Here is a 12,068-nt window from a genome sequence, read left to right as displayed (position 1 = left end):
TGGGAGACGGTATTTTTCTGCCGCTCCGGCGAAAGGAGGCACCATTAAACCCCGGGATCAAACGCCCGGCGCAGTCTCGGCACGTCGTCCGGCTTCGTCGCGGCGGCGACGAAAGCGGCGATCTTCGCGTGATCCTTGATCCCCGGCGCGCTTTCCACGCCCGAGGAGACATCGACCTGGCGCGCATTGGTCAGCCGGATCGCCTCGGCCACGTTTTCTGCGCTCAGCCCCCCGGCCAGCATCCAGGGCCTGAGCCAGCGTCTTTGCGCCACCAGCCGCCAGTCGAACGAGAGGCCGTTGCCGCCCGGCAGCGCCGCGCCTTTCGGCGGCTTCGCGTCGATCAGCAACTGATCGGCGGCGAGCGCATGATCCATCAGCCCCGCCAGATCGCTCTCATCGGCCACGCCCACGGCCTTCATCACCGGCAGGCCGTAGCGCGCGCGCACCTCGGCCACGCGCGCGGGCGTCTCGGCCCCGTGCAACTGCCACATGTCCAGCGGTACATCGGCGAAGATCGAATCCAGCGTGGCGTCGTCGGCATCGACCACTAGCGCCACCTTGCACAGGCCCGCAGGCGCCGTAAGGGCGGCCGCGCGGGCCTCGTTGATGCTGACGTTCCGCGGCGATTTCGGGAAGAACACGAACCCCGCATAACCCGCGCCCGATGCGGCCACCGCGCGCACATCCGCCGCGCTGCGCAGCCCGCAGATCTTGACGCGGATGGCGGCGCTCATCGCCGTTCGTCCTCGGCCAGGATCGCCAGAACCTGATCCTGCGGCGGCACCAAATGGCTGTCTTTCAGCACCGCAAGCTCACGCTCCAGCCGGGCGACGGTGCGGGTCTGCTGCTTCGCGGCCTGGCGCAGCCGCAGCTCGCGCAGCCATTCCCAGACAAAGCCGACAAGGATCCCGAGCCCGACCGAGCCGAGGATGATGACAAACAGCGGCATGGTCCAGCCGGCGCCCAGGCCAAGCATTCCGCCCATATCCTCGGGCAGAAGCCGCAGCGTGACCGGGCCGCGATTGGCCAGCGCCAGCGTGAGCAGGAGAAGGCCCAGCAGACCGATGAAAAGAAGGCGCAAGTATCGCAGCATATCGGCCACCCCGTAACCCAGTCACCGGCCCGGCGGGCCGCTTTCGCCGAATATCGGCCGCAACGCGGCAGGGTTCAACCCGCCGCTGCGGGGATCGGAGAAAATTGAAAGCGGGCCGGGGCGGGAAACGGCGGCGGGCCGGGGCCAGTGTGCCGAAGCCCGCGCTGGCGAGGCGCAGCGGTCCTCGCGACGGTGGAGACGGAGCGAACAGCCGCGCGGAAATGACGCGCAGGCGGGGGCGCGGAAAACAGCCTGGACGGTGGGGCAGGGCGGGAGATGCAACCGGATGGCGGGCCGCGCGCGCTGCGGGCGGGCGTAAATGAGGCGAATCGCACAGCATCCCGGGCGGAAAACCAGGGAAGCGACGCCCCCGGGCGCAGGAGGCTGGCGGGAAGAGCGCGAAAGGCCCAGGCCGCAGCCAGACGGAAACGACGAGAATGGCGCAGCGGGCCGGAGATTCTGCTGTGGCCCGACTGTGGCCCGACGCCGGGGCGCCCTGGCGCGGGTTTGCCGGGGAAGCAGCCCGCGAGCGGGCTGCCCGCAAAACCCTCAGTCGGAATTCAGCCGGTCGCGCAACAGCTTGCCGGTCTTGAAGAAGGGGACGCGCTTGTCCTCGACCTGGACCGCCTCGCCGGTGCGGGGGTTGCGCCCGACACGCGCGTCGCGCTCCTTGACCGAGAAGGCGCCGAAACCGCGCAGCTCCACCCGGTCACCACGGGCAAGGGCCTCGATGATTTCCTCGAAAACGGTGTTCACGATCCGCTCGACATGGCGTTGGGTCAGATGCGGGTTGTCGTCCGCGATCTTCTGGATCAGTTCCGAGCGGATCATCTTTCCCCCCTTAGGCGCCTTACCGGCTGTCCGGTGCCGCTAATAAAAACAGAAAATCTGCACGAGGCAAATGAAAACAAGCACCTGGCGGCATTGGTGCAAAGAAAAGGCCCCGCCGGGGGCGGGGCCTTTCGGATTGTTTCGCCTGTGGCGCGGATCAGTTGCGTTCCTTGAGCGCGGCGCCGAGGATGTCGCCGAGGCTCGCACCCGAATCAGACGAGCCGTATTGCTGCACGGCTTCCTGCTCTTCGGCGATCTCGCGGGCCTTGATCGACAGACCCAGCTTGCGGGTCTTGCTGTCGACGTTGGTCACGCGCACATCCACCTTGTCGCCGGTCTGGAAGCGCTCGGGGCGCTGATCGGCACGGTCGCGGGCGAGGTCCGAGCGACGGATGAAGGACTTCATGCCGTTGTATTCGACCTCGATGCCGCCGTCTTCGATCGCGGTCACATTCACGGTGATGATCGAGCCGCGTTTCACGCCGTCGATCGCTTCCGAGAAGGTGTCTTCGCCCAGAGCCTTGATCGAGAGCGAGATCCGCTCTTTGTCGATGTCGACTTCCGAGACCGAGGCCTTGACGATATCGCCCTTGCGGTATTCCTGGATGGCTTCCTCGCCGCGCTTGTCCCAGGACAGGTCGGAAAGGTGGACCATGCCGTCGATATCGTTGTCGAGGCCGACGAACAGACCGAATTCGGTGATGTTCTTGACTTCGCCTTCGATGGTCGAGCCGACCGGATGGGTCTCGGCAAAGACTTCCCACGGATTGCGCATGGTCTGCTTGAGGCCAAGGCTGACGCGGCGCTTGGCCGAGTCGATCTCCAGCACCATGACCTCGACCTCTTGCGAGGTGGAGACGATCTTGCCGGGGTGCACGTTCTTCTTGGTCCAGGACATTTCCGAGACGTGAACCAGACCCTCGACACCGGCTTCCAGCTCCACGAAGGCGCCGTAATCGGTGATGTTGGTGACGCGGCCCTTGTGCACCGACGAGATCGGATAGGCTTTCTCGACCGCATCCCACGGATCGTTCTGGAGCTGCTTCATGCCCAGGCTGATACGGTGGGTTTCTTTGTTGATCTTGATGACCTGGACCTTGATGGTCTCGCCGATCGACAGGATCTCGGACGGGTGGTTGACACGGCGCCATGCCATGTCGGTGACGTGCAGAAGGCCGTCCACACCGCCCAGATCGACGAAGGCGCCGTATTCGGTGATGTTCTTGACCACGCCGTCCACGACCTGACCTTCATGCAGGTTGCCGATGACTTCGGCGCGCTGCTCGGCGCGGCTCTCTTCCAGAATGGCGCGGCGCGACACGACGATATTGCCGCGGCGGCGATCCATCTTCAGGATCTGGAACGGCTGTTTCATGCCCATCAGCGGGCCGGCGTCGCGCACGGGACGCACATCGACCTGGCTGCCCGGCAGGAAGGCCACGGCGCCGCCGAGATCGACGGTGAAGCCGCCCTTGACGCGGCCGAAGATCGCGCCTTCGACGCGCAGCTCATCGGCATAGGCTTTTTCCAGACGGTCCCAAGCTTCCTCGCGGCGGGCTTTCTCGCGCGAGATGACGGCCTCGCCGCGGGCATTTTCCACGCGGTCGAGATAGACCTCGACGGTGTCGCCGACATTGATCGAGGGCGCTTCGCCGGGGTTCGCGAATTCCTTCAGATCGACGCGGCCTTCCATCTTGTAGCCGACGTCGATGATGGCCTGGCCCGCCTCGATGGCGATGACCTTGCCCTTGACGACCGAACCCTCTTCGGGGGTGTCGATCTCGAAGCTCTCTTTCAGAAGGGCTTCAAATTCTTCCATAGCGTTTTTGGCGCACATGCAGTTTGATCCTTTTTCGGTGTTTACAGGCCATGCGGTTGGCTCCGCCGGTCTTTGGTGGCCCCTTGCAACGGCGCTGCACCCGGTAAAACCGGAATGACACGACTCATGCACGGGATGGGCGGGCTATAAAGCCAAACCGCCTTGCCGGCAAGGGAAACCGGGCCGGCGCTACGGCCCCGGCGCGGCTCCGCCGGAATCCGGCTCGCTGCCCGCCATGCGCAGCGTCAGATAATTGCCGGGATCCCTGGTCTCGGCCCCCTGCATCGCGCCGCGAAAGCCGAAGCTGTTGAACACCCCGACCGCGACACGCCCGCCCTCGGGGACAGCGATGTCGAGAGGCGGCGTCGAGCACCAGTCGATCCGCGCCTCGATCCGGGCCGGTCCGGCGGGGGGGGGCGATCAGCACCCAGCCATGGCGCTTCAGCTTCGCCATCTCGCAGCCGTTGACGAAGATCCGCCAGGCGCGGAAGAAATCATGGCGGCCTGGGCGGCGGATTTCGATCTCGCCCATCCGCATCTCAGCCATGACCGGCCCGCGCCAGCGCCGCGCGCACCTGCGTCCCGGCGGCGTCCAGCGCCGCCTCTGCGCTCATCGCGCTGGTGTCGATCAGCACCGCATCCGCCGCGGGCTTCAGCGGCGCATCGGCCCGGCCCATGTCACGCGCATCGCGCGCCTTCACGCCTTCCAGCACCGCCTCATAGCTCTGCGCCGCCGCCTCGCCGCCCAGTTCCAGCCAGCGCCTCTGCGCGCGCACCTCCGGGCTGGCGGTGACGAACAGCTTCACCTCGGCCGCGGGGCAGATCACCGTGCCGATGTCGCGCCCGTCGAGCACCGCCCCCCCCTCGCGCCGCGCGAAGCTGCGCTGAAACGCCAGCAAAGCCGCCCGTACCCCGGGGATCACCGCCACCCGGCTCGCGGCCTCGCCCGCCTCCAGGCTGCGCAGATCCGCGCGCATGAGGTCCGCCTCGCTCAGGGCTTCCGCCGCCGCCACCGGATCGCCGCCCTTCACCCCCACCGCGCGATACAAGAGCCCGGTGTCCAGATGCGCGAAGCCGAAGCGCTCCGCCAGCGCCCTGCCGATCGTGCCCTTGCCCGCCGCCGCCGGCCCGTCGATCGCCACTGTAAAGATCATCCCGCACATCCTTCCGGCCTCATTTTCTGTCTATAAATATCCCGGGGGTGAGCCGCAACGCGGCGAGGGGGGTGAAGATGCAGGCGCCATCGGTCCGAGCCTGCATCTTCGGGCCCCCTTTTCTCCGCCTGCCGGGGGCGCTACACCGGACCCCGTAAGCGCGAGGGAAAAAACCATGGCCGAAGACGGGATCAACAGCTTCATGACCGGGCCGGACGAGCAGGGCCGGTTCGGGATCTTCGGCGGCCGGTTCGTCTCGGAAACGCTGATGCCGCTGATCCTCGATCTCGAAGCCGAATACGAACGCGCCAAAACCGACCAGAGCTTCTGGGACGAGATGGCCGATCTGTGGAAATACTATGTCGGCCGCCCGAGCCCGCTCTATTACGCCCCGCGCCTCACCGAACATCTCGGCGGCGCGAAGATCTACCTCAAGCGCGAAGAGCTGAACCACACCGGCTCCCACAAGATCAACAACGTGCTGGGCCAGATCCTGCTCGCCCGCCGGATGGGCAAACAGCGCATCATCGCCGAGACCGGCGCGGGCCAGCACGGCGTCGCGACCGCCACGGTCTGCGCGCGGTTCGGGCTGAAATGCGTGGTCTATATGGGCGCCCATGATGTCGAGCGCCAGGCGCCGAACGTCTTCCGCATGCGGCTTCTGGGCGCCGAGGTGATCCCGGTCACCTCGGGCCGCGGCACGCTGAAGGACGCGATGAACGACGCGCTGCGCGATTGGGTGACGAATGTGCGCGACACGTTCTACTGTATCGGCACCGTCGCCGGCCCGCATCCCTATCCCGCCATGGTGCGCGATTTCCAGTCGGTGATCGGGCGCGAGACCCGCTGGCAGCTTGAGGAACAGGAAGGCAAGGGCCGGCTTCCCGACACCGTGATCGCCGCGATCGGCGGCGGCTCGAACGCGATGGGGCTGTTCCACCCGTTCCTCGACGATCCCAGCGTGAAGATCATCGGGGTCGAGGCCGGCGGCAAGGGCGTGGACGAGCGGATGGAGCATTGCGCCAGCCTGACCGGCGGCCGCCCGGGCGTGTTGCACGGCAACCGCACCTATCTGTTGCAGGACGACGACGGCCAGATTCTTGAGGGTTTCTCGATCTCGGCCGGGCTCGACTACCCCGGGATCGGGCCGGAACATTCCTGGCTGCATGACATGGGCCGGGCGGAATATGTCTCGGTCACCGACGATGAGGCTTTGGCGGCGTTCCAGCTTCTGTGCCAGACCGAGGGCATCATCCCGGCGCTGGAACCGAGCCACGCGCTGGCCCATGTGACCAAGATCGCGCCGGCGCTGCCGAAGGATCACATCATCGTCGTCAACCTCTCGGGCCGCGGCGACAAGGACATCTTCACGGTGGCCCGCCATCTCGGCGTCGAGATCAAGGGCTGAACCGCCCGGCGGTCGGGTAGCTGCGGGGGCGTGACCCTCGGGATGCGCTTCGCTGCTGCCCAATTTCGGCAGGAGGCTTGAGGAGGACCGCGAAATCCTTGGGGTTCGGAAGGCTTCGCCGTTCACCGGCGCGGGCTTGCCGCCAGACAGCATCCAGCCGCTCCCGAAGAATTTCGCGCGGCTGGCCTCGGCCCGCCCCCGCCGGTTGGTGACGACCCGCGGCGCTTTCAGGGCGAATACGAAATGCCTGGGCGTCGCGAACTGTTATCGGCGGAACGCGGCGGGCTTGTGCGAGCCGGGCCTTCCCCGTTCCCCCTCAGGATAGCACAGACAGACTCAGCTCAGCTTCGGGATCCCGCCGTAGTCCTGGAGGCCGAGGCTCAGCCCCCGCCCGATCCGGTGCGCCAGCGCCGACCAGGCGCTCGCGGTTTCGGGGGAGAGGCGGCGCGCCAGCACCTCGTCGAACAGTTTCAGCCAGGGGATGAACATCCCCGGCCGCACATTGCCCGCCGCCTTGTGGACCGCCATCGGATTGCCGTCATAGCTGCGCTCGAACAGGATCGCGTTGCGCCAGAAGGCTGCGATCTTCGCCTCATGCGCGGGCCAGTCGGCGACATGGGCGCCGAACACCGGCCCCAGCACCGGATGCGCGCGGATCAGCGCGTAGAACTCGGTGACCACGCCTTCGATCTGAATGTCTGAAATGGGAAAGCGGGGCGGAAGGCTCATGGGGTTTTCCTGCGGGAAATGTCGCAAAAGGGAAAGCGGGCAGGATGCCGCAGCCCGCCCCCTCAGCCCTCGTCGTCGCTGGCATAGAGCCGCAGCACCTCGATCGGCACCACATCGAGCGTGGCGTGATGGGTCGCGCGCAGCCGCAGCCGTGGTGCGGCGCCTTCCTCATGCGCTTGCAGGAAGCGCGTGGCGCAAAGACACCAGTGATCGCCCGGCTTCAGCCCGGCAAAGCCGAATTCGGGGCGCGGGGTGGACAGATCGTTGCCGAGATATTTCGACAGCGCCAGAAACTCGGCCGTCATCTCGGCGCAGACCGTGTGCATCCCCTGATCGGTCGGGCCGGAATTGCAGCAGCCGTCGCGGAAGAACCCGGTCAGCGGTTTCGCCGAACAGGCCTCCAAAGCCCCTCCGAGCACATTGACCGACGGATATTTCATCGCGCCTCTCCGCTTGCCTCATGCCCCAGCCTGGGCGCGTGGCGCGGCGGGGTCAACCCCGTGCGCACCCGGATCGGCGGCCCTCTGGACCGCACAAAAACCCCGTCCTATAAGCGCGGGCATGACCTGTCGCCTCGCGATCCTTCCCTGGCCCTCCGGTGGCCGAATTAGCGGCCCGGCGCGCTGACCCTCAGCACGCCGGGAGAGTCCGCCTGACCGCTCGCCAGACGGGGCCTCTGCGCCCCAAAGACCGCCCAAAGATCGAAGGATCGCATCCTATGTGCGCCGACACCACCGAGACCGCCACCGAAACAACCGTGGACTACCGCGACACCGTTTTCCTGCCCGAGACCGAGTTCCCGATGCGCGCCGGCCTTCCCGCGCGCGAGCCGGAATGGCTGGCCCGGTGGGAGCGGCTGAACATCTACCACCGCCTGCGCGAGAAAGAGGGCCGTCCGTCCTTCGTGCTGCATGACGGCCCGCCCTATGCCAACGGCCATCTGCACATCGGCCATGCGCTGAACAAGGTGATCAAGGACATCATCAACCGCAGCCATCAGATGATGGGGATGGATGCGCGCTACGTTCCCGGCTGGGACTGCCACGGCCTGCCGATCGAGTGGAAGATCGAAGAGCAATACCGCGCCAAAGGGCTGAACAAGGACGATGTGGATATCATCGCCTTCCGCCAGGAATGCCGCCGCTTCGCCGAGGGCTGGGTGGATGTCCAGCGCGAGGAGTTCAAACGGCTCGGCGTCTACGGCAACTGGGAAGACCCCTATCTGACCATGGCCTGGCATGCCGAGGCGGTGATCGCCGCCGAATTCATGAAACTTCTGATGAACGGCTCGCTCTATCAGGGATCAAAACCCGTGATGTGGTCGCCGGTTGAAAAGACCGCCCTCGCCGAGGCCGAGGTCGAATATCACGATCACACCAGCCATACGATCTGGGTGCGCTTCCGCGTGGCCTCGGCGGCGCAGTTCCCCGAGCTTGACGGCTGTATGAACACCGATCTCTTGCAGGCCTCGGTGGTGATCTGGACCACGACGCCCTGGACCATCCCGCAAAACCGCGCCGTGGCTTACGGTCCGGGGATCGGCTACGGGCTTTACCGGGTCGATCAGGTCGCCGAAAAATCCACCGCGACCGTGGGCGAGACGCTCGTGCTGGCCGACAGCCTTGCGGAAAGCGTGCGCGAGGCGGCGAAGGTCGAGGCCTGGACCCGGCTGCGCGACGTGGCCCCCGCCGAGTTCGGGGGCATGATCCTCGCCCATCCCTATCGCGGGGCGGAAGGCGGCAATGGCGAATGGGATTACGACGTGCCGATGCTGCCCGGCGATCACGTCACCGACGACGCCGGCACCGGCTTCGTTCATACCGCGCCGAGCCATGGCGACGACGACTACCAGCTTGGCCTGAAATACAGGCTGCCGATGACGTATAACGTCACCGAGGACAGTTCCTACCGTGCCGATCTGCCCCTGTTCGGCGGCCAGCATGTCATCCTGCCCGATGGCAAGGAAGGCCCGGCCAATGTCTCGAACATCAAACAACTGGCTTACGCGGGCGCGCTGCTCGCAAAGGGCAAGGTGAAGCACAGCTATCCGCATTCCTGGCGCTCGAAAGCGCCGGTGATCTTCCGCAACACGCCGCAATGGTTCGCCGCCATCGATCATGTGCTGGCGGACGGGATGGGCGAGTTCGGCGACACGATCCGCAAACGCGCGCTGACCTCGATCGAGGATCTGGTGGAGTTCACCCCGGTCTCGGGCAAGAACCGCCTGCATGCGATGATCCAGAACCGCCCCGACTGGGTGCTGTCGCGCCAGCGCGCCTGGGGCGTGCCGCTGACCTGTTTCACGAAAAAGGGCGCGAAGCCGACCGATCCCGATTTCCTTCTGCGCGATGAGACCGTGAACGCCCGCATCCTCGCGGCTTTCGAGGCCGAGGGCGCCGATGTCTGGTATCTGCCCGGCTTCAAAGAGAAGGCGCTCGACGGCATCGCCGATCCGGCGGACTACGATCAGGTGTTCGACGTGCTGGATGTCTGGTTCGATTCCGGCTCGACCCATGCTTTCGTGCTGCGCGACCGGGCGGACGGCACCGAGGACGGCATCGCGGATGTCTATCTGGAGGGCACCGACCAGCATCGCGGCTGGTTCCATTCCTCGCTGCTGCAAGCCTCGGCCACCCGCGGCCGTGCGCCTTACCGCAATGTGGTGACGCATGGTTTCACGCTGGACGAGAAGGGCATGAAAATGTCCAAATCGCTCGGCAATACCGTCGGCCCGCAAGAGGTGATCGGCGAATATGGGGCCGATATCCTGCGGCTCTGGGTGGCGCAGACCGATTACACGCTCGACCAGCGGATCGGGAAGGAAATCCTGAAAGGCGTGGCCGACAGCTACCGCCGCCTGCGCAACACCATGCGCTTCCTCCTGGGCGCGCTGAAAGGGTTTGACGAGGCCGAGCGGGTGGACCCCGCCGACATGCCCGAGCTGGAACGCTGGGTGCTGCATCGTCTGGCGCAACTGGATGCCGAGGTGCGCCGCGAATATCGCGCCTTCAACTTCTCGGGCGTGTTCCAGACGCTGTTCAACTTCGCGACCGTCGATCTCTCGGCCTTCTATTTCGACATTCGCAAGGATGCGCTCTATTGCGACGCGGCCGACAGCCTGCGCCGCCGGGCCGCGCGGACGGTGCTGGATCTGTTGTTCCGGCGGCTCGCGACCTGGCTTGCGCCGATCCTGCCCTTCACCATGGAGGATGTCTGGCTCTCGCGGCTGCCGGGCGAGGAGTCCTCGGTCCATCTGACCGACTTCCCCGACACCCCCGCCGGATGGCGCGACGAGGCGCTGGCCGCGAAATGGGAGAGCGTGCGCGCCGCGCGCCGCGTCGTCACCGGCGCGCTGGAGGTGGAGCGCACCGCCAAGGTCATCGGCGCCTCGCTGGAGGCGAAGCCCGTGGTCCATGTCGCCGATACCGCGATTCTGGCCGCGCTGAACTCGGTCGGGTTCGCCGATGTCTGCATCACCTCGGGCATCACGCTCTCTGATGCGCCGCAGCCCGCGGGGGCGTTCGCACTGGCCGACGTGCCCGGCGTGGCGGTGGTCTTCGCCCCGGCCGAGGGCGCGAAATGCCAGCGCTGCTGGCAGATCCTGCCCGATGTGGGCAGCCATGCCCATCCCGGCACCTGTGCCCGCTGCGACGCCGCACTGGCCTGATCCGGGCGCAAAACGAAAAGGACGCCGGGGGCCATGCCTCCGGCGTCTTCAGTTGTCCGGGTCCGACAGGGAAGCCGGCCGGGGGATCCTCAGATCGCGTTGCGCAGGCTGATGCGCGCCGACCGGCGCGGGTCGGCAAGCTGCGCGGCATAGGTTTCGGGCAGCAGGCCCTGGTGCATGGCCTTCAGATCGTCGCGGGTCAGGCCGATATCGTCCAGCAACCGATCATTCCCGCGTTCCAGCAGAAACGCGGTCGAGCGGCGAAGCTGCATCAGCGACATCAGACGGGTGAACATTCGGGCCTCCATTGGTTACGGCTTGTTCTCTCATGCGGTTTGACATTTCTCAAACGAATAGATTTAATGGGTGGTATTGATAAAAGTGATGGGTTCGATGGCAGGGGTTCCGCTGGAAAGCGATCTGATGCGCGGCTTTCTCGCCGTGGCCGAAACCGGCTCGGTCACCTTGGCCGCGGCGCGGCTCGGGCGGACGCAATCGGCGGTCAGCCTGCTGATCAAACGGCTGGAGGACAACCTGAACCAGCCGCTGTTCAACCGCCTTGCGCGCGGCGTCAGCCTGACCGCCCGGGGCGAGCAGCTTCTGCCCTATGCGCGCCGGGTGGTGGCGCTGCTGGATGACGCCGCCCAGGCGCTGCGCGAAAAGACCCTGACCGGCCCGGTGCGGGTGGGGATCCCCGACGAATATTCCGGCACCGTGCTGCCGCGCGCGCTCGCGGCCTTCGACGAGCGGCACGAGGGGTTGCAGGTCTCGGTGATCTGCGACCATTCCGAACAGCAGCTTGCGGCGCTTGAGGCGGACGAGCTGGACCTCGCGGTGATCCACGACACCAGCTATTTCGAGAAGGGTGAGCTGCTGATGACCGATCCCACGGTCTGGGTGACCTCGCTCGCCCATTCCCAGCATCTGCGCCATCCGGTGCCGGTGGCGGTCTACCGCGATTCGGAATGGTGCCGGACGCTGGCGCAGCCCTCGCTGAACCGGCAGGGGATCGACTGGCGCCCGGCCTGGCATTGCACGGTGGCCAGCGCTTTGCGCAATGCGGTGACGAACGGCATGGCCATCGCCGCGCTGTCGCGCAGCACCATCCCGCTGGGCTGCCGGGAGCTTACGCCCGAGGACGGTTTCCCGCCGATCGATTCGGCGCGGGTCTTGTTGCGGCGCAACCCGCGCGGCACCTCGCCCGCGATCGAGGGCATGGCCGCGGTGCTGCGCGAGGCCTTCCGCCCGCTCGCGGTGCCCTCGCCCCGGGGCGAGCCGCCGGCGCCCGAGGCGGCGATCCTCGCCCCCTCGCGCTGAGGGAAAAACCCGACCCGCAGCCCGGTTGGCGCGCCGCCCGCCTTGTGCCA

The 12,068-nt window shown here is 66.5% G+C and carries 11 protein-coding genes; 3 read left to right on the top strand and 8 right to left on the bottom strand.

Annotated elements, in window-relative coordinates:
* Nucleotides 1-44: 44 nt before the first annotated feature.
* From XINFAN_RS10555 to XINFAN_RS10535, 5 genes are all read right to left on the bottom strand, one after another.
* Nucleotides 45-734 carry a phosphoribosylanthranilate isomerase gene (locus XINFAN_RS10555; protein ID WP_124086669.1) on the bottom strand — a complete coding sequence of 230 codons (690 nt, stop codon included), beginning with the start codon at nt 732-734 and terminating at the stop codon, nt 45-47.
* Nucleotides 731-1,093 carry a LapA family protein gene (locus XINFAN_RS10550; protein ID WP_233352187.1) on the bottom strand — a complete coding sequence of 121 codons (363 nt, stop codon included), beginning with the start codon at nt 1,091-1,093 and terminating at the stop codon, nt 731-733. Before XINFAN_RS10550 ends, XINFAN_RS10555 begins: the two co-directional genes overlap by 4 nt.
* Before the next feature lie 549 nt (nt 1,094-1,642).
* Nucleotides 1,643-1,924 carry an integration host factor subunit beta gene (gene ihfB / locus XINFAN_RS10545; protein ID WP_124086668.1) on the bottom strand — a complete coding sequence of 94 codons (282 nt, stop codon included), beginning with the start codon at nt 1,922-1,924 and terminating at the stop codon, nt 1,643-1,645.
* A gap of 157 nt (nt 1,925-2,081) precedes the next feature.
* Nucleotides 2,082-3,761: a 30S ribosomal protein S1 gene (rpsA, locus tag XINFAN_RS10540; RefSeq protein ID WP_124086665.1), complete on the bottom strand. Its 1,680-nt coding sequence runs from the start codon at nt 3,759-3,761 to the stop codon at nt 2,082-2,084.
* Between the two features lie 521 nt (nt 3,762-4,282).
* Nucleotides 4,283-4,897: a (d)CMP kinase gene (locus XINFAN_RS10535; protein WP_124086662.1), complete on the bottom strand. Its 615-nt coding sequence runs from the start codon at nt 4,895-4,897 to the stop codon at nt 4,283-4,285.
* A gap of 175 nt (nt 4,898-5,072) precedes the next feature.
* Here XINFAN_RS10535 and trpB point away from each other — a divergent pair, with 175 nt between their 5' ends.
* Nucleotides 5,073-6,305, top strand: coding sequence for a tryptophan synthase subunit beta (gene trpB / locus XINFAN_RS10530; protein ID WP_124086659.1), 1,233 nt, complete (start codon nt 5,073-5,075; stop codon nt 6,303-6,305).
* Between the two features lie 336 nt (nt 6,306-6,641).
* Here the strand turns inward: trpB and XINFAN_RS10525 are convergent, their stop codons facing one another.
* Entirely contained in the window at nt 6,642-7,034 is a 393-nt protein-coding gene (locus XINFAN_RS10525; RefSeq protein ID WP_124086657.1) for a group III truncated hemoglobin, read from the bottom strand.
* 62 nt (nt 7,035-7,096) lie between these two features.
* The gene (locus XINFAN_RS10520) at nt 7,097-7,474 is read right to left on the bottom strand and encodes a DUF2237 family protein (RefSeq protein WP_124086654.1); all 378 of its coding nucleotides are present in this window, start codon (nt 7,472-7,474) and stop codon (nt 7,097-7,099) included.
* Between the two features lie 278 nt (nt 7,475-7,752).
* Here XINFAN_RS10520 and ileS point away from each other — a divergent pair, with 278 nt between their 5' ends.
* A complete protein-coding gene (gene ileS, locus XINFAN_RS10515) occupies nt 7,753-10,701 on the top strand; it encodes an isoleucine--tRNA ligase (protein ID WP_124086642.1) in 2,949 nt (982 codons plus the stop codon).
* Between the two features lie 89 nt (nt 10,702-10,790).
* Here ileS and XINFAN_RS10510 read toward each other — a convergent pair whose 3' ends face one another.
* On the bottom strand, nt 10,791-10,997 hold the full coding sequence (locus XINFAN_RS10510) for a hypothetical protein (RefSeq protein WP_124086639.1): 207 nt from the start codon (nt 10,995-10,997) through the stop codon (nt 10,791-10,793).
* Between the two features lie 97 nt (nt 10,998-11,094).
* Between XINFAN_RS10510 and XINFAN_RS10505 the strand changes: the two genes are divergently transcribed.
* Nucleotides 11,095-12,018 (top strand): LysR family transcriptional regulator, encoded by a 924-nt coding sequence (locus tag XINFAN_RS10505; RefSeq protein WP_124086637.1) that lies wholly within the window; start codon nt 11,095-11,097, stop codon nt 12,016-12,018.
* Nucleotides 12,019-12,068 lie beyond the last annotated feature (50 nt).

Source organism: Pseudogemmobacter humi (genome assembly GCF_900609055.1).
Taxonomy (GTDB): domain Bacteria; phylum Pseudomonadota; class Alphaproteobacteria; order Rhodobacterales; family Rhodobacteraceae; genus Pseudogemmobacter; species Pseudogemmobacter humi.
The sequence above is the reverse complement of the archived record's forward strand: the minus strand, read 5'-3'. Positions and strand labels throughout refer to the sequence as shown.